The organism is Acidovorax sp. Leaf73 (assembly GCF_916855635.1).
Lineage (GTDB): Bacteria > Pseudomonadota > Gammaproteobacteria > Burkholderiales > Burkholderiaceae_C > Acidovorax > Acidovorax facilis.
In genome coordinates this window covers 230,811-247,286 of sequence record NZ_CAKASI010000007.1, presented here as the reverse complement: position 1 = coordinate 247,286, position 16,476 = coordinate 230,811, and the positions used below count along the sequence as shown (strand labels likewise).

At 65.9% G+C, this 16,476-nt stretch carries 15 protein-coding genes; 8 read left to right on the top strand and 7 right to left on the bottom strand.

The features are described from left to right. Positions 1–80: 80 nt before the first annotated feature. Both LPA35_RS23005 and apaG read right to left on the bottom strand, forming a co-directional pair. A complete protein-coding gene (locus tag LPA35_RS23005; protein WP_228899202.1) occupies positions 81–2,096 on the bottom strand; it encodes a site-specific recombinase in 2,016 nt (671 codons plus the stop codon). Positions 2,097–2,178: 82 nt separating this feature from the next. Next, positions 2,179–2,586: a Co2+/Mg2+ efflux protein ApaG gene (gene apaG, locus LPA35_RS23000; protein WP_121421421.1), complete on the bottom strand. Its 408-nt coding sequence runs from the start codon at positions 2,584–2,586 to the stop codon at positions 2,179–2,181. 88 nt (positions 2,587–2,674) lie between these two features. Here apaG and rpe point away from each other — a divergent pair, with 88 nt between their 5' ends. Further along, entirely contained in the window at positions 2,675–3,355 is a 681-nt protein-coding gene (gene rpe / locus LPA35_RS22995; RefSeq protein WP_228899200.1) for a ribulose-phosphate 3-epimerase, read from the top strand. Between the two features lie 68 nt (positions 3,356–3,423). On the opposite strand, the gene LPA35_RS22990 is transcribed toward rpe, so the two are convergent. From LPA35_RS22990 to LPA35_RS22980, 3 genes are all read right to left on the bottom strand, one after another. Beyond that, the gene (locus LPA35_RS22990; protein ID WP_218301452.1) at positions 3,424–3,816 is read right to left on the bottom strand and encodes a hypothetical protein; all 393 of its coding nucleotides are present in this window, start codon (positions 3,814–3,816) and stop codon (positions 3,424–3,426) included. 128 nt (positions 3,817–3,944) lie between these two features. Then, entirely contained in the window at positions 3,945–6,041 is a 2,097-nt protein-coding gene (locus LPA35_RS22985; protein WP_228899276.1) for a HAMP domain-containing sensor histidine kinase, read from the bottom strand. A 29-nt stretch (positions 6,042–6,070) separates the two neighbouring features. Beyond that, complete coding sequence (locus LPA35_RS22980; RefSeq protein WP_228899198.1) at positions 6,071–6,769, bottom strand: response regulator transcription factor; 699 nt, start codon at positions 6,767–6,769, stop codon at positions 6,071–6,073. 349 nt (positions 6,770–7,118) lie between these two features. On the opposite strand from LPA35_RS22980, the gene LPA35_RS22975 reads away from it, so the two are divergent. The 3 genes from LPA35_RS22975 to gph all read left to right on the top strand — a co-directional run bounded on the left by LPA35_RS22975 (position 7,119) and on the right by gph (position 10,674). After that, the gene (locus LPA35_RS22975; RefSeq protein WP_370641505.1) at positions 7,119–8,357 is read left to right on the top strand and encodes an SPFH domain-containing protein; all 1,239 of its coding nucleotides are present in this window, start codon (positions 7,119–7,121) and stop codon (positions 8,355–8,357) included. A gap of 2 nt (positions 8,358–8,359) precedes the next feature. Then, entirely contained in the window at positions 8,360–9,883 is a 1,524-nt protein-coding gene (locus LPA35_RS22970) for a hypothetical protein (protein WP_228899194.1), read from the top strand. 101 nt (positions 9,884–9,984) lie between these two features. Further along, complete coding sequence (gph, locus tag LPA35_RS22965) at positions 9,985–10,674, top strand: phosphoglycolate phosphatase (protein ID WP_228899192.1); 690 nt, start codon at positions 9,985–9,987, stop codon at positions 10,672–10,674. A 7-nt stretch (positions 10,675–10,681) separates the two neighbouring features. Here the strand turns inward: gph and LPA35_RS22960 are convergent, their stop codons facing one another. Next, positions 10,682–12,337 (bottom strand): methyl-accepting chemotaxis protein, encoded by a 1,656-nt coding sequence (locus tag LPA35_RS22960; protein ID WP_228899189.1) that lies wholly within the window; start codon positions 12,335–12,337, stop codon positions 10,682–10,684. Between the two features lie 262 nt (positions 12,338–12,599). Next, positions 12,600–13,187 carry a chalcone isomerase family protein gene (locus LPA35_RS22955; protein WP_055395601.1) on the bottom strand — a complete coding sequence of 196 codons (588 nt, stop codon included), beginning with the start codon at positions 13,185–13,187 and terminating at the stop codon, positions 12,600–12,602. A 361-nt stretch (positions 13,188–13,548) separates the two neighbouring features. Here LPA35_RS22955 and trpE point away from each other — a divergent pair, with 361 nt between their 5' ends. Genes trpE through LPA35_RS22935 form a run of 4 tightly spaced genes read left to right on the top strand, consistent with a single transcriptional unit; the run spans position 13,549 to position 16,476 of the window. After that, positions 13,549–15,048 carry an anthranilate synthase component I gene (gene trpE / locus LPA35_RS22950; protein WP_055395603.1) on the top strand — a complete coding sequence of 500 codons (1,500 nt, stop codon included), beginning with the start codon at positions 13,549–13,551 and terminating at the stop codon, positions 15,046–15,048. Continuing rightward, the gene (locus tag LPA35_RS22945) at positions 15,045–15,392 is read left to right on the top strand and encodes a chorismate mutase (RefSeq protein WP_176887331.1); all 348 of its coding nucleotides are present in this window, start codon (positions 15,045–15,047) and stop codon (positions 15,390–15,392) included. The genes trpE and LPA35_RS22945 overlap by 4 nt, the downstream gene beginning before the upstream one ends. Continuing rightward, positions 15,389–15,973: an aminodeoxychorismate/anthranilate synthase component II gene (locus LPA35_RS22940; RefSeq protein ID WP_121421413.1), complete on the top strand. Its 585-nt coding sequence runs from the start codon at positions 15,389–15,391 to the stop codon at positions 15,971–15,973. Before LPA35_RS22945 ends, LPA35_RS22940 begins: the two co-directional genes overlap by 4 nt. Next, positions 15,970–16,476: a DinB family protein gene (locus LPA35_RS22935; protein WP_228899188.1), complete on the top strand. Its 507-nt coding sequence runs from the start codon at positions 15,970–15,972 to the stop codon at positions 16,474–16,476. Before LPA35_RS22940 ends, LPA35_RS22935 begins: the two co-directional genes overlap by 4 nt.

The following is a 16,476-nucleotide window of genomic DNA, read 5'->3' as shown; positions in this document are numbered from 1 at the left end:
GTGCGCTTGGGCGTTGGTGCCCCGAATTTACAGGCGGAAACATTCCGGCCATGTAGGACAGATGCGGCGGTTGCCCGCCGTCAGGCCTGCGACGATACACCAACGCTGGCTTGCCGCGCTGGCACAAAAAAGCTCAGGGGCGCGCTGCGCAGGCGGGCGCGAATTGCGGCGTAGATGCGCGAGCGGTCTACACCGCTCACGTTTTGCGCGCGCAGCGCCAGGCTGAAGGCCAGATAAAAACTTACCGACACATTCAGCGCACCCAGAAAGGGCAGCGAGGCCACGGCCCACCAAAATGCGGGCAAATGCAGCACCTGCGGGCCCAGTGCGGCGCTGGCGGCAGCCACCTGGCCGGTGGACAGCGTGACGTGGCGCACATCGAGCCCCAGCCCAAAAAACGCGGCAAACGCGGGCACCAGGCCGAGCATGAAACCCAGTGAGACATTGGCCGCAAGGCCCGAGAGGTTTTCGCGCAGGAAGCGGGCCCAGCGCGCGGCGCGCTCGGCGCCCAGCAGCCCGGTGATGCGCGGGTTGTAGTGCAAAGCTGAGTCCATGCGGTGGAGCACAAACCAGTTCTCCGTCCAGCCCGCAATGATGCTGGATGCAAACAGCAGCACCCCGGTAAAGGCCGCAAAAAACAGCGAAGGCCCGAGCAGGTGCAAGGATGCGAGCACATGCTCTGCCTCCTTCACGCTGATGGCCGGGCCGCCCGTGGCCAGGGCAATCAGCGTGGCCAGCGCCAGCACGGCGGGGAAGACCACCAGCACATTGCCCAGCACGGCCGCCACCTGGGAGCGCACCAGGTGCGTGATCTCATCCACAAACGCCTCGATCGCGCCGCCCGGGCCCAGCTCTTTGAGCTTGGCTGCCATGGCCGGCGCCGTCATGGCCGGTTGTTTGGTGGCCACCGTGAAGTGCAATAGCTGGATCAGCACAAAGCTCACGGCGTAGTTGACCCCCGCCATGAACCCGCCCCAGAACGCCGACAGCGCCAGCGCATGGAGGCCGAACTTGGTCAGCGTGGTGAACGCCATCAGGGCGCCGCCGCCCGCCGCCTTGCGCAGCATGGCGCGGTATTCGGTGCCCGTGCGGGTGATGTAGTGCTCGCCCGTCTCGGCGCTGCGCTCGGCCACCTTGGCCGCCAGCAGCGAGGAGTTGGACGCCAGCAACGCGCGCAGGCTGCGCCGCTCCTGTCCCACCATCACCAGATGCGCCATGAGCTGCGCCGCCGTGACGGCTGGTTGGGCCGACAGCAGGCAGTCGAGCAATTCGCGCACGCGCAGGATGCGCTCGCGCAGCTGCCGCAGGCGAAAGACCAGGCCCACTGAAATGCCGTTGTCTTCGAAATGCGTGTACACGGTGGCCGCCGCCGCGCGGCAGGCCTCCAGGCGCTCGCGCAGGCGCTGGGCCGACTCGTTGAGCCGGTCAGGCGTGCGCAGCGCATGCAGCACCTCCACGCGCAGGCTCTCCACATCGCGGATCAGTGCATGAAAAGGCTGCGCCTCGCGCGCGGATTCGCTCATGCGCAGCCGGAGTTCGGGGGCAAAGCCGGTCGAGAGAATCTGCCCCGCGCAGTAGGTGATGGCGTCGAGCAGGGCGCGGTGCCAGCGCGTGGCGCCACCGGGGCTATTGTTGCCACCCGGGGAAGCCAGCAACTCCACCAGCCGGTTCAGCTGGGCTTCGTCGAGCGCCGCGAGCCACTGGGCGTCAAAAGCGCTGGGCAGCGCCAGCATGAAAAGCTCGGACGCGTCGATGGTCTCTGGGCTGCCCGGCAGCAGCTTGGTGCGCAGGCGCTCCGCCATCTCGCTGACCAGCGCAGTGCGGGGCGCAAAGCCAAAATCGGCCAGCAAGGTGGTGATATCGACCTGGCCCACCAAGGTGGCCCACCAGGCTTGCAGCCGCTGCTGGAGATCGGGCCGTGCCGCGACCGCATCGATGAAAAGCTGCACCCGGCCCACAGCGGCAGGCACCGAATCGCGCTTGCCGCGCACCCAGTCCAGCAGGTGGATGAGCCACAGATGGCGATGGGCCAGGTCAGCGGCCGGGTCGAGAGCCGCCAGAATGCTGGCCAGGTCGGAATGCGGGGTGTTTTTCATCGCCGGGCCGCCCCAAGATGAAAAGCGGCCCCCTTGGGGGGCAGCGACCACACGAAGTGGGAAGCGTGGGGGCAATAGCGCTTCAATGCAGCACCCGGCCGCTCAAAGGTTCGCCCGAAGGGCCGTGGCTGATCGCCTCCAGCACGAACAACGGCACCGGGCTGTTGAAGGGCTCGCCATCTTCGGCCACGCAGTGAAAGGTGCCGTGCATGGTCCCGCTGGAGGTGCGAAGCCGGCAACCGCTGGTGTACTGGAACGATTCGCCCGGCTTGAGCAGCGGCTGGTGGCCCACCACACCCAGGCCCTTGACCTCTTCGGTGTGGCCCCGGGAGTCACTGATGATCCAGTGGCGCGAAATCAGCTGCGCAGGCGTTTCCCCGGAATTGGTGATAGTGATGGTGTAAGCGAAGCTGAACACCCCTGTGTCCGGCGCAGACTGCTCGGGCAGGTATTCGGGCAGCACTTCCACGTCAAACTGGTACTTTGGCATGGGGCGAATGGTAACCGTGGAGATTCGTAAAAAGTGCATGTCCATGGGGTAAAACCCCAGACCTTCTGCGCTTTGCGACAATCGGGGGATGAGCCGCACATTCCGAATCGCCCCCTCCATCCTCTCTGCCGACTTCGCCCGCCTGGGTGAAGAGGTGCGCAATGTCATTGCCGCTGGCTCAGACTGGATCCACTTCGACGTGATGGACAACCATTACGTGCCCAACCTCACTTTCGGCCCCATGGTGTGCCAGGCGCTCAAGCCCCATGCCAAGACCGCCGCCGGTGTGGCCGTACCGATCGATGTGCACCTGATGATCCAGCCGGTGGACGCCCTGGCCGCCGCGTTTGCCGACGCGGGTGCGGACTACATCAGCTTTCACCCCGACGCCTCGGGCCATGTGCACCGCAGCATCCAGGCCATCCGTTCCAAGGGCGTCAAGCCCGGCCTGGTGTTCAATCCGGCGGAGCCGCTGGACGTTCTCGACTGGGTGATCGACGACATCGACCTCATTCTCATCATGAGCGTGAACCCTGGCTTTGGCGGCCAGAGCTTCATCGACTCGGCCCTGCGCAAGATCGAAGCTGTGCGCAAGCGCATCGACGCCTCGGGCAAGGACATCCGCCTGGAAGTGGATGGCGGCATCAAGACCGACAACATCCGCCGCGTGGCCGATGCGGGTGCTGACACCTTTGTGGCGGGCAGCGCCATCTTTGGCAAGCCCGACTACCAAGGCGTCATCGACGCGATGCGCGCAGAACTGGGGTGATCTCCTGAGCCGCTGCGCAGACTTTGCGCGGTGGCCGTTTTCACAGACCACGCCTTCCTGGAGCTCGGTTATTGTTGCGCAGGGACGGTGATCGTCGTGGTGGTCGATTCACGCAACACGCCGCCGCCGGACACCGAGCCACTCGCCGGGCTGCTTTGCACACGGCGCATGCAATCAGCCTGGTCGGCAGCCGTCTGGAACGCAGCACAACGCTGTGTGGCGTTGTCGTTTGCGGCGGCTCCAGGGTTGCTCAGATCGCCCTTGCGCGAAGCATCCAGCGCGTTGTTGGCCTCGCGCAGGCAGGTGGCCAGACTGTCCTGGGTGTTGTTGGTCATGCACTTTTCCCGCTCCTGCTCATAGCGTGCCCGCGCATCCTGAGGCGGCGTTTGTGCGGATACACCCGCGCAGGCCAGCAACAGGGCGGCGGTGAAGAGGGGGGTGGCAAAGGGAATGCGGTTCATGAAAGGGCTCCTGGGGCAATCGCAGACGGTGGTCTGAACGTATGCCTGCAGGGTAGGCCCCCCTGCTGCGCGCCCCTGTCGGACAGTGCCGCCCCCTGCCGTGCGCGGGGCGCGCGTTTCGGGCCGGGTCAGCCCAGGCGCTGAAAAGTCAGGACGAAGGCCACGCCGTCGGCCGTATTGCGCGCGTTGATCGTGCCACCCATCTTGGCCATGTAGGTCTTGGCCACGAACAGGCCCTGGCCCCGGTGCCCGCTCTCGCCGTCGGGCATGGGAAGGCTGGGGTCGGACACCCCCAGCTCAAAGATGCGCCCCAGCAGATCCTCGGCAATGGTGACACCCTGGTTGCGCAGCGTGGCGCTGGCAGTCGACTCGGAGGCCGCCAGCGTCAGCGTGATGGCCGTGCCCGGCGGTCGGTAGCGGTCGGCATTGCGCAGGATGTGGGTCACCACGTCTTCCAATGCGAATTCGTCCGCCCGAACGATGACCGGGCCCGCCCCTCCTTCATAGACCACGTTGTCGATGCCTGCAAAGTGCGCGTTGTTGGCCACGTGGCGCAGGAAGGCATCCAGGTCCAGTCGACCCTGCGGCACGTCGGCCGCCTGCAACGCCTCCGCAGGGGAGGCCGTGCCATACAGCACATGCACGGCCTGTTGCATGCGCTGGATGTAGCGGTGGCCCGGGTCGTCGGCGCTGCCGTGCAGCACCATGAGCGATTGCAAGGGGGACATGATCTCGTGCCCCACGGCATGCCACATGTCGCGCTCCTGCTGGGCGCGCAACTGTTCGCGCTGGATATCGTCTTTGACGCGCTGGAGCAGGTCGGCCAGGCCGCCAGCCAGAATACCCAGCTCGTCCGATCCGCGCAGGTCCGACACGTCCAGGTCGCCCAGGCGCGGGCCGATGTGCCCGTCCTGCACGTTGTACGAAACCGCTGCCGCGCGGCGGGTGAGGGCGGTCACGCGGCGGATGAGGCCCACCTCCACCACCAGCCAGGCCAGCGCGATAGCCGCGAGCATGGCGCCCAGGTACCACGACATGCGGGTGGCCACGGCGGCAAGGCCTTGCTCCACGCCGCGCAGGTTGCCGGTAACAGTCACGGCATAGTTGCCCGCCGGGGTGTCCAGAATGTCGAGGCCGGCCGGTACCGGCTGCGCCTGATGATCGCCAGCAGCTTGCCACTCCAGTGGCAGCCAGCTGATAAGGCGCAGCAGCCAGGGCGCCGACGGGTCTGCCTGCACTTCGGAACCCTTGAGCGTGATCGCTTCGCTGTCACTCGTGCCCAGCTTGCGGATCTGCACCTGTTCGCCGGGCAGCAGGGTGCGCGCCACCTCCGCCAGCGAAGCCGCAGCCTGGGCACCGGGGGCATTGCTGTCGAACAGCGCCGCGCCTGTGCCGGGCGCCAGCATTTCCACCCGCACGCGCATGTTGCCAAGATCCTGTGGCGGCCAGACCAGGCGCTGCTTGTCAAACAGCGCTTCGCGGAACAGCTCCACCGGCAGGCGGATGGAGTAGAAGGTGCGGCGCAGACAGTCGGGCGCGGCGCCCGCCAGATCCCGGCACTGGCCGTTCTGCCAGAGCCAGCCGCGAAAATCCCGCACCGGCCGGGCGCGGGCATCCAGGGATTCTTCACCGCTGTCCACAAAGCCCGTCAGGCGGCCCCGAGTGCTGATCGTGCCCTGGGGTGGCAGTGCTTCAAAAGGCGCCACCCAGCGGTAGGAAGCGCCGCGCATGTCCAGCGTGATGCGGGCGCGGTGCACGGCCTGCAGATCCAGTGCGCCACGTTCGCGGGGCACCAGCTCGCCCGCGTAGAAGCTGCCCACCAGGTAAATGAAGCCCCCGGCATAGGGGTTGTTGCCGATGGCCGCGCAGACCGACGAACCGTCGGGGTACTGCACCGCGCAGCCTGCCATTTCCACGGCCTGCTGGGCCTTGTTTTGGTCGTCGAAATCTAGCGCCGCATAGGGCAGCAGCAGGGGCGCCAGCGGCGCGGGGGCGGCGCCACGGTTGCCAGCATTGAGCAAAGCCAACTGCCCAGAGGGGTGGCGCAGACGGGCCATGACCTCGGACTGGCTGCGCGCGAAGCCATGCTGGTAGCTTTGCCAGCCACGCTCCTTTTCTTCCTTGAGCAGCACCACGCTCAGCGCGACGGTGGCTAGCGCCAGCAGCACAAACACACCGCGCACCAGAATCCGCAACCGAAAGGCGGGCAGGCCCAGGCGGGGCATCTCCAGCGCGGGGTGGCGGAGCAGACGCTTCACTTGCCAGTCCAGCGAAAGCCGCGCATGGGCACGTTCTCAATGCCTTCAAAGCTGGGGTCCACCTCGCGCAGGGCCTCGCGGATGGTGCTGACGTGCTTGCGCACGTTATCGCGGTTGCGCCCGCTTTTCACCACCTCAAAAAGTTCGTCGTACGACACCACCTCGCCACTGCGCTGGTGCAGCGTGGCCAGGATGCGCTGGGCCGTCAGCGGCAGGTTGATGCGCTCGCCGCGCCAGGTGGGAGAGCGCTGCCACAGCGGGTCCAGCACCAGCGCATCGCCCACCGGGGCGTGTGCTGCGCGGGTCGGAGTCTGTGCCTGCGTGGTGCGCAGGATGTCGAGAAAGGTCTCGATGAAGTCGGCCTCCTCGAACGTGGTCTTTTGCAGGTAGTCCCACGCGTCCAGCGCCTTCATGATGCTGCGGTAGATGGCCGCAGGCATGGCCGACACCACCAGCACCGGTGTGCCCTGGCGGCGCTTGTTGATGGCGTTGATGAGCGCCACGCCCGCATGGCGCTCACGGCCCAGTTCGATGTCAAGGACCACGGCGTCGTAGTGCTCGCGCGCCAGGGCGGCTTCGGCGTCGTCGCGCGTGAACCACTGGTCAATCACGATGCCGCTCTTCGCACTGGCAATCCAGCCCGCCAGCTGGTTGCTGGTGGGCAGGTCGTCTTCGATCACGGCAATGCGGGTCATGGGCGGGGCGCGGAGTAAGGGTGCGTCGATTATCCGGGGCGCCTTGCTTGCCCGGTGTGAAGGTTTCTTCCGGGCCCGGAGGGTTTGTGCGGTGGTTGTGAGGGCTTTGGGGCGCGCGATGTGTTGTTGCTTCCGAGGTGAAACCGAAGAATCAGTCCCCAATGAGCAGCCCGGTGAGGCCGCTCAGAAGCAGACAACAAATCACACCCTACCGAGAGAGAGAAACACCATGAAAACCGCCTGGAACCGCATCGTACAAGCCCTGCGTGGCCGCAATCCCGCCCCCCGCCCGCTGGACGCCAGCGGCGAATGGCCGCAAGACGCGGCACCTTCGCAGACGGAAGCTGCCATGCCAGCATCCGCAGACGTGGACGCAGGGCGCATCCACTGGGCGTACCTGCTGCCCACGGCCAGCACGGTGCGCTGGATGGTGGCCGGTGCCGTGGTGGTCGGTGCAGGGGGCCTTGTGCTTCGCCACCCGCCGGTGCAGCAGCTGGGCCAGGGGGAGCTGGCGGTCCGCATGAACCAGTTCACCGGTTCGGTGAGCCAGTGGCGTGATGGCAGCATGTGGGTGGTTCCGGGCCTGCACAGCGTGCGCATCTTCTCTCTGCGGGACCAGAGCTACCGCCCTGAAGCCATGCGCCAGGCCAATGGCAGCGCACCCTTGCAATCGGTGGAAGGACTGTCGTTCGGGCTTGACCTGAGCGTGCGCTACGCACTCGATCCGTCCTCCGAAACCGTCAAGGCTGGCCGCCTGCCCGATGATGTGGACGCCGACATCGTGGCACCTGCCGTGCAGGGGTTGGTCTACAAGGTGTTTGCCCGCTACACCGTGCGTGAAATTTTCTCGTCCAAGCGTGCCGAGATCGCACAAATCATCGAGACTGAACTGCGCACGCGCCTGGCCGCCGATGGCGTGCTGCTGCGCCACGTGCAGATCGGCAAGGTGGACCTGCCCGCCGAGTACCGCCGCGGCATGGACAGCCTGCTGGCCGAGGAACTGGCTTCCGAGAAGATGCGCTACACGCTGGAGCTGAAAGACAAGCGTGTGAAGGAGACCGAACTCGACGCCAATGCCGACAAGGTGCGCCGCGAGGTGGCTGCTGAAGCTGCGGCCCGCGAGCAGGTGATCGCCGCCCGCGCCCAGGAAGAGGCGATGAAACATGTGCTGCCCTTCAAGCAGCGCCAGATCGAGCAGCGCCAGCTGGAGGCCGAGGCCGAAAAGGTATCGCGCATCAAGGCCGCCGAGGGCAGCGCCCAGGCCCGCCGCATCGAAGCCAACGGCGAGGCGGATGCCCGCCAGAAGTTGGCTGAGGCCGAGGCCTACCGCATGGACCGCATTGGCAAGGTGAACGCCGAGCAGATGGCGCGCGAAGGAGCGCTGGTCACCAAACATCCGCTGCTCATCCAGAAGACGCTGGCCGACAAGCTCTCCGACAAGATCCAGGTCATCATCGCGCCGCCTCCGACCAACGGTGATTTCATCGGCGCGGCGCTTCTGGGCGGCAACCGCAATGCGCAAGCCGGTGTCGTGCAGGCTGCGGGCGTGGCCGACGACACCTCCACCGTCCAGGCTGTGGAGCAGTGAACATGAATCTCACGACCTTGACCTTCATTGCAGCGGTCGCCAGCGCTGCAGTCACGGTGGCCTCTGCCGCCGTGCCTCCTGCTTCGGTCAATGCCCTGGGCAGTGCCATCGTGGTGCAGGACCAGGCCAGCCTGCGTGCCGCGCCGCGCGATGGCGCCCAGCAGCAGGCCAGCCTGTGGCAGGGCGAGGTGCTGGAGGTGCGCGGCGAGCGCCTGGATTACCTGCAGGTGTGGGACCACAAGCGTGAGCGCGGCGGCTTCATCCGCGCCAGCGATGTGCGCCGTATGGCACTGACCGAGGCCGAAGGCCCCGCGTTGCTGGCTGTGCTGCGTTTCATGCAAGACACGCCGGGTGCTGAGGCGCTGGGGATTGGCCTCACCGCCGCGTACCTGCAGGCGGCTCCCGGCCAGCTGCTGGCGGGTGTCGAGGGCGCGCAGGCTTTTGATGCGCTGGGCACGTTCGCCGACCGGCTTGCACGTCGCGCCTCGGTGGCCGTGCCGGGCAAGGCCTCGGGGGCCACGCTGTCCGCGCACCTGGATGTGGCCAATGCCTACGGCGTGCGTTTTGCCACCTATGAGGTGGAGGGCCGCATGCAGGTTTGCTATGAAGGCGAAGCCTTTCGCCGCGTGCTGGCCATGCCGGTGGCCGATGCCGCCCAGCGCGCCCGCGCCGTCCTGGCGCTGACGCGGCCAGAGTGCATCAATCCCGACCTGCCAGCCCACGAACGCGCCAAGGTGCACGCCTGGCAGGTCGATGTGCTGGAGCGTGTGGACGTTGCCGGCTTGCCGCCCTACCTGCGCAACCGCGTACAGATGCGCCGCGCCAGCGTGTGGGGCGCCACGGCTTTCGAGCAGGCGCGCAAAAATGTTGCAGATCCAGCGGTGACTGCCGCTGCTGCGCGCGCGCTGACCGAGTTCGCCGGCGTGAGCAAGGCCGACCTGCCCGATGAAGACCAGAGCGCCTACAACGACGCTGCCATGCGCGTGAGTGCGGTGCGCTGGGCACTGGTGCCCACCACCGCGCCAGCGGCCCCATCCAAAGCAGCCCGCCCGACCCTGGTGACCGAGCCCGGCGCTCCCGGTGAAACCTGTGTGCTGCTGGTGGATGCCCAGCACACGGCCCAGGCCCCGCTGCTGCGCCGTTGCACCTATGGCGTGGTCTGGTCTGCGTCGGCCAGCACCAACCGCGAAGGCACGGCGGTGGCCTTGGCCGTGCAACCCCTGGAAGGCTGGCGCGAGCTGTGGGTGCTGCGCAAGACCGAAGGCGGCTGGCTCGCCGATGTGCTGCCGCCAGCGGCCACCACGCCAGAAACCGGCGTGGCCGAGTGGGCCGGATGGGTGCCTGGCGGCCAGCAGATGCTGGTGGCACGCGAGGCGCGCGGCCAGGGGCGCTACCGCAAGAGCTTTGAGGTGGTACGGCTGGACGGCCTGACCACTGAGCGGGTCACGGGGGATGTGGCGGCGATGCCTTTGTTTCAGCGCTGGCAAGACCCTGCGTGGAAGCGGCAGACGCTGAGCTTGCGCTGAGTGCAGGGTGGGCGGGAGGAAGAAGGCTTCATCGTTTCCTTAAACTTGGGCAACTTTTTCCTCTCCCGTCTTTCTGCCTTATGTCCCACGCCGCTGACCCCATGTTGTCTTCTCTGCTGTCCCGTGTAGATGCCGTCATCGTGGACCTGGACGGCACCATGGTGGACACCATGGGGGATTTCAACGAGGCGATCAATCGCATGCTCCGTGAGCTGGCCCTGCCGGCCATCGAGGCCCTGCACATCGAACACATGGTGGGCAAAGGCTCGGAGCATTTGCTGCGATCAGTGATAAAACACGTGCTAGCGCTTGATGGTATTGCGCAAGATGCTATAAAAAGCGAAGCATACTATCCTGCAGCCTGGGCCAGCTACCAGCGCCACTACCTGGCGATCAATGGCCAGTTTGCAGGGGTTTACCGGGGTGTGGAGGACGGCCTGAAGGCGCTGCGCGCCCGGGGGCTGCGCCTGGCCTGCCTGACCAACAAACCCACGGACTTTGCGCTGCCGCTTCTGAAGTCCAAGGGCCTCGATGGGTATTTCGAGAAGGTGTTTGGCGGTGACGCCTTCGAGCGCAAGAAGCCCGATCCTCTGCCCCTCCTCAAGACCTGCGAAGCGCTGGGCACTGCCCCCGCGCGCACGCTGATGCTGGGCGATTCCAGCAACGACGCGCAGGCTGCCCGCGCGGCCGGGTGCCCCGTGGTGCTGGTCACCTACGGCTACAACCACGGCGCGCCCGTTCGGGCTGTAGATGCCGACGGTTTTGTGGATTCGCTGGCGCAGCTGACCTGAGCCGCTCTCACGCGGGTAACTGGCGTGGCGCGACGGCGCGGTAGTCCAGTCGCGATGCGCTGATGCTGCTGCCGCTGCCGCGCACGGGGGCGGGCGTTGCATCGCCGTGCCGGGTGGCGTTGGTTGAGAGGCGGAAGACCGCCACCGCATCCACCAGCTGCCCCGCCTGTGTCTTGAGGCTGTCGGCCGCTGCTGCGCTTTGCTCTACCAGGGCCGCGTTCTGCTGCGTGGCCTGGTCCATCTGCGTGATGGCTTCACCCACCTGCGAGACACCCTGGCTCTGTTCGCTGCTGGCTGCGCTGATCTCGCCCATGATCTCCGTCACGCGGCGGATCGATGCAACCACTTCGCTCATGGTGGCGCCGGCCTTGTCCACCAGGGCTGTGCCGCGCTCCACGCGCTCCACGCTGGTGCCGATCAGGCCCTTGATCTCCTTGGCGGCTTCAGCGCTGCGACCAGCGAGGCTGCGCACTTCCCCGGCCACCACGGCAAAGCCGCGCCCCTGTTCGCCCGCGCGCGCAGCCTCCACGGCAGCATTCAGGGCCAGGATGTTGGTCTGGAAGGCGATGCCGTCGATGACGCTGATGATGTCGGCGATCTTGCGGCTGCTGTCGTTGATGCCCTTCATGGTCTCGACCACTTCGGCCACCACATCGCCTCCCTGTTGGGCCACGGTGGATGCGCTCATGGCGAGCTGATTGGCCGTGCGCGCGTTGTCGGCGTTCTGGCGCACCGTGGAGCCAAGTTCTTCCATGGATGCGGCGGTCTGCTGCAAGGCTGAGGCTTGCTGTTCCGTGCGTGCCGAGAGGTCGTTGTTGCCGGATGCAATTTCGACGCTGGCTGTGGCCACGCCTTCTGCGTTGTGGCGCACATTGCCGACGATGGTGGCCAGGCGCGATTGCATGGTGGCCAGCGCCTGCAGCAGTTGGCCGGTTTCGTCATTGCCGCTGGCTTCGATGGGGTGGGTCAGGTCGCCATCGGCAATGCTCTCCGCCGCCTGCTTGCCCCGCTGCACAGGTTGCACGATGGAGCGTGTGACGGTGAAGGCCAATAGTGCCCCCAGTGCCACGGCTATCAGTGTGCCCACGCCCAGCAACACCTGGCTGGCCTTGGCCAGCGTGCTGGTGTCGCCCTGGCTGTCGGCCAGCTGCGCGGCCATGGCAGTGCGCAAGTCGTCGAGGGATTGGAGGTACTTGTCTGCCAGAGGGCGCAAGTCCTTGTCCACCAGCGTGGGCACATTGGGCTCGCCGCCACGGTGCAGTTCGCGGATCTCGGCGAGCTTGTCGTTGTAGGCCTTGCTGGCGGCGGCAATGGTGGCCAGTTGCGCACGGTTCTTGTCTCCCTGTACCAGGCCTTCGATGCGCTGGACCTTGCCCTCGATGCCTTTGGCTGTGGCCTGCGTGTCGGCCGTGAGCTTTTCCATGTAGTCGCGGTCAATGGCCTTGAGGAAGGCCTCGGTGCGCACCCAGTTCAGGCGGATGTCTGACGCCCAGTTCTCCACCAGGGTCTGCTGCTCGATCTCCTGGGTGGCCACGCGTTCGCTGGCGCCTTGCAGGCTCGCGATGCGCCACATGCCGGTGGCGGCAATCAACGCGGTGATGAGCAGGATGGCACCGAACGACGCGCCCAGGCGCAGGCCGACGGAAAGGTTGCTGAGTTTCATGGTGGGGTCTGGCGCAAAAAGGTATCTGGGGGCAGAAAATTGGGGGCGTTACAGACGGCTCGTTGCGGGGCGCGGGTAGCGCGAAAATCTCGGTTCAGGCCGTGGCATCAGTGACTGCGGGGTGCGCGCAGCAAGAGGCCGTTGTTTCGTCAGTGAGGGGCGGGTGTGCTCGTTGGTCCAAAGGCTACTCCCGAGTAGGGAGCGCGTCTGTCGGGCGCGGGACAGCCCCGGGCGGAAGTGCCTCGGGGTTTGTCCCAGGGGGTTACGCAGGCTTGCCCAGAAGGGCGTCCTTGAGCTTCCAGTCGGCGGGCACATTGCCCAGCCAGATGCCCAGCAGCGCGTTGAAGAACTCCGGCTCCTTGAAAGGCTCGCCCTGGGGCTTGCCCTTGACCGTGATCACCGTGCCGGTACCTGGTATCCAGTCGATCATGAACTGGTCGCCCGCCTGCAGCTTCTTGTGGTCCGAGAAGATCTGGCTCATGCGCAGCACGCCCGGGATGAGCTTGGAGAACGCTGCGCGGTCCATGTTGTCCTCCATGCCGCGCGAGAACAGCTTGCCCAGCTCGGTGGAGTCGATCTCGCGCAGCATGGTGATGCTCATGCGCTTGGGGCCCTTCAGGGCCATGATTTCAGCGGGAGTCGAGGCCTTCTTTTCAAGGTACAGGCCTGCGGTGTACACCTTGAACACGGCCTTGTAGCGAACCCCTGCGCCATTGAGCTGAAGGCTGCTGCCACTCAGGCTGCTCGTCTCTTCATACTTGACGTCGGCCACGGTGATGGGCTGGGCAATAGCACCGGCCGCCAACAGGCAGGCCACGGCTGCTGCGGCACATCGCTGGAGAAACTTCATGCGCAACTCCTAAAAAAGAACGGTCGTTCGTTTCAAATTGTTGCAGTGCTCCTGCCGGGCCGCAACAGGGTTTTCGAGTGGTTGTGCGATCTCGCCTTGAGAGTCGTCAACTCAGGCCCTGAAAAAAGCTTTGCTACACTTTGGCCCATGTTCATTCACCACGTGTTCATCACAGGTTGCAGCGACCGGGGAGCCTGGCCCTGGCGTCAGCCTGTCGCTTTGAACGCCTGATGGCACCTGGGCAGCAGCCCCAGCGTGCACCCGTGGCCTCCACCCCGATGCGGTGAGGCCGATTGAATGGACCGCAGCGCCCCTTTTTCATTGACAGGGACACGCGCTGCGACAGCTGGGAGCCCTCCCCGTGATCACAGAACTTGAATTCAAAAGCCTGGCCAGCGAAGGCTACAACCGCATTCCGCTCATGGTCGAGGCCTTTGCGGACCTGGAAACCCCGCTCTCGTTGTACCTGAAGCTGGCGCACACCAAGGACGGGGGCAAGCACAGCTTCCTGCTCGAATCCGTGGTGGGTGGCGAGCGCTTCGGGCGCTACAGTTTCATCGGCCTGCCCGCACGCACGCTGCTGCGGGCCAGCGGCTTTGGGGCGCAGGCCAAAACCGAGGTCGTGACGGACGGCCAGGTGGTCGAAACCGCCCAGGGCAATCCGCTCGACTTCATTGAGGCATACCAAAAGCGGTTCAAGGTGGCGCTGCGCCCCGGCCTGCCGCGCTTTTGTGGCGGCCTGGCGGGCTACTTTGGCTACGACGCGGTGCGCTACATCGAAAAGAAGCTGGAGACCACCTGCCCGCCCGACACCCTGGGGTGCCCCGACATCCTGTTGCTGCAGTGCGAAGAACTGGCGGTCATCGACAACCTCTCGGGCAAGCTCTACCTCATCGTCTACGCCGACCCGGCCCAGCCTGAGGCCTACACCCGCGCCAAGAAGCGCCTGCGCGAGCTGAAAGAGCAGCTCAAGTATTCGGTGAGTGCCCCCGTGGTCAAGGCCACCGAAAGCCACCCCGCCCAGCGCGACTTTGCCAAGGCCGACTACCTGGCCGCTGTGAACCGCGCCAAGGAGCTGATTGCTGCGGGTGACTTCATGCAGGTGCAGGTGGGCCAGCGCATCCACAAGCGCTACACCGAAAGCCCCCTGAGCCTGTACCGCGCGCTGCGTTCGCTGAACCCGTCGCCGTACATGTACTTCTACGACTTTGGCGACTTCCATGTGGTGGGTGCCAGCCCCGAGATCCTGGTGCGCCAGGAGAAGACCGACGAGGGCACCAAGGTCACCATCCGCCCCCTGGCGGGCACCCGCCCGCGTGGCGCCACGCCCGAGAAGGACAAGGCCACCGAGGTCGAGCTCATCAACGATCCCAAGGAACGCGCCGAGCACGTGATGCTGATCGACCTGGCGCGCAACGACATCGGCCGCATCGCCAAGACCGGCACCGTGAAGGTGACCGAAGCCTTTGCGGTGGAGCGCTACAGCCACGTAATGCACATCGTGAGCAACGTGGAGGGCATCCTGCACGATGGCATGACCAGCATGGACGTGCTCAAGGCGACCTTCCCGGCCGGTACGCTCACCGGCGCGCCCAAGGTGCACGCCATGGAACTCATCGACCAGCTCGAACCCACCAAGCGCGGCCTGTATGGCGGCGCCTGCGGCTACCTCAGCTACGCGGGCGACATGGACGTGGCCATTGCGATCCGCACTGGCATCATCAAAAACGGCACGCTCTACGTGCAGGCGGCTGCCGGTGTGGTGGCCGATTCGGTGCCCGAGCTGGAATGGAAAGAGACCGAGCACAAGGCCCGCGCGCTGCTGCGCGCCGCCGAACTGGTTGAGGAGGGCCTGGAATGACGATCCGTGACCCCAAGGCCATCGCCAAAGTGAAGGCCTGCACCACCATGCAGGACGTGCGCCGCGAAGTGAACGCGCTGGACGACGTGCTGGTGCCCCTGCTGGTGGAGCGCGTGGGCTACATGACCCAGGCCGCCCGCATCAAGCAAGGCGTGGAACAGGTGCGCGACGAAGCGCGCATCCAGGCCATCGTGGACCGTGTGCGCGAACGTGCCCAGGCCGAAGGCGGCGACGCCGACGTGATCGAAGCCATCTACCGCAGCCTCATGGAAGTCTGCATTGCCTATGAACACCGCGAGTTCGCCCGTCTGCGCGAGCCCGCCACTGCCGGGAGCGCCGCATGAAACTTTTGATGGTCGATAACTACGACAGCTTCACCTACAACATCGTCCAGTACTTTGGTGAACTGGGCGCCGAGGTCGAGGTGTTCCGCAACGACGAGATCACCGTGGCCGAGATCGAGGCGCGCCTGAACGCGGGCCAGCTTGACCGCCTGGTCATCTCGCCCGGGCCGTGCTCACCTGCAGAGGCCGGTATCTCGGTGGCAGCGATCCAGCACTTTGCCGGCAAGCTGCCCATCCTGGGCGTGTGCCTGGGTCATCAAGCCATTGGTGCAGCCTTTGGCGGCACCATCATCCGTGCGCAGGAGCTCATGCATGGCAAGACCAGCGTGATCACCACCACACAAAAGGGCGTGTTTGCGGGCCTGCCGGAGCAGTTCACCGTCAACCGTTACCACTCGCTGGCCATCGAGCGTGCCACCTGCCCGGATGTGCTCGAAGTGACCGCCTGGACCGACGACGGCGAAATCATGGGCGTGCGCCACAAGACGCTGCCGATCGAAGGCGTGCAGTTCCATCCCGAAAGCATCCTCACCGAACACGGCCACGCCATGCTCAAGAACTTTCTGGAGCAGCGCGCATGACAGCCCCCCAGGGCCTAGCCCAGCTTTTTCAGTACAAGCGGTGGGCCAACCAGGAACTGCTGGCACTGGGCGCGGCATCGCAGGGCGCGCTGCCTGCCGACGATTACCGGCTGTTTGTGCGCATCCTGAACCACACCTACGTGGTGGACCGCATCTTTGCCAGCCACCTGCAGGGTCTGCCCCAGACCACCTACCGGGCCACCAACACCGAGGAGACGCCGGAGCTGGCCACCTTGAGCGAGGCCGTGCGCGTGTCGGACGACTGGTATGTGCAGTACGTGGGCGGGCTGGATGATGCGCAGTTGGCCGAACCCGTGGCTTTCCGCTTCACCGACGGCGACACGGGGCGCATGTCGCGCAGCGAGATCCTGAACCACTTGGTCGTGCACGGCACGTACCACAGGGGGGCGGCGGGGCGCATCCTGGCCGCGCATGCGGTGCAGCCTCCGCGCGATTCGCTGACGACCTTCCTGCACCGCCTGGAACCTGACCGACGCTGGTAG

Bases quoted from the DNA above. Each gene is read 5' to 3' on its own strand.
- gph (WP_228899192.1), top strand. From the start codon at position 9,985: ATGTTGTCTTCTCTGCTGTCCCGTGTAGATGCCGTCATCGTGGACCTG.
- LPA35_RS23005 (WP_228899202.1), bottom strand. From the start codon at position 2,096: ATGAAAAACACCCCGCATTCCGACCTGGCCAGCATTCTGGCGGCTCTC.
- LPA35_RS22990 (WP_218301452.1), bottom strand. From the start codon at position 3,816: ATGAACCGCATTCCCTTTGCCACCCCCCTCTTCACCGCCGCCCTGTTG.
- LPA35_RS22945 (WP_176887331.1), top strand. From the start codon at position 15,045: ATGACGATCCGTGACCCCAAGGCCATCGCCAAAGTGAAGGCCTGCACC.
- LPA35_RS22975 (WP_370641505.1), top strand. From the start codon at position 7,119: ATGCCAGCATCCGCAGACGTGGACGCAGGGCGCATCCACTGGGCGTAC.
- LPA35_RS22985 (WP_228899276.1), bottom strand. From the start codon at position 6,041: ATGCCCCGCCTGGGCCTGCCCGCCTTTCGGTTGCGGATTCTGGTGCGC.
- LPA35_RS22935 (WP_228899188.1), top strand. From the start codon at position 15,970: ATGACAGCCCCCCAGGGCCTAGCCCAGCTTTTTCAGTACAAGCGGTGG.
- apaG (WP_121421421.1), bottom strand. From the start codon at position 2,586: ATGCCAAAGTACCAGTTTGACGTGGAAGTGCTGCCCGAATACCTGCCC.
- LPA35_RS22970 (WP_228899194.1), top strand. From the start codon at position 8,360: ATGAATCTCACGACCTTGACCTTCATTGCAGCGGTCGCCAGCGCTGCA.
- rpe (WP_228899200.1), top strand. From the start codon at position 2,675: ATGAGCCGCACATTCCGAATCGCCCCCTCCATCCTCTCTGCCGACTTC.
- LPA35_RS22980 (WP_228899198.1), bottom strand. From the start codon at position 6,769: ATGACCCGCATTGCCGTGATCGAAGACGACCTGCCCACCAGCAACCAG.
- LPA35_RS22940 (WP_121421413.1), top strand. From the start codon at position 15,389: ATGAAACTTTTGATGGTCGATAACTACGACAGCTTCACCTACAACATC.
- LPA35_RS22960 (WP_228899189.1), bottom strand. From the start codon at position 12,337: ATGAAACTCAGCAACCTTTCCGTCGGCCTGCGCCTGGGCGCGTCGTTC.
- LPA35_RS22955 (WP_055395601.1), bottom strand. From the start codon at position 13,187: ATGAAGTTTCTCCAGCGATGTGCCGCAGCAGCCGTGGCCTGCCTGTTG.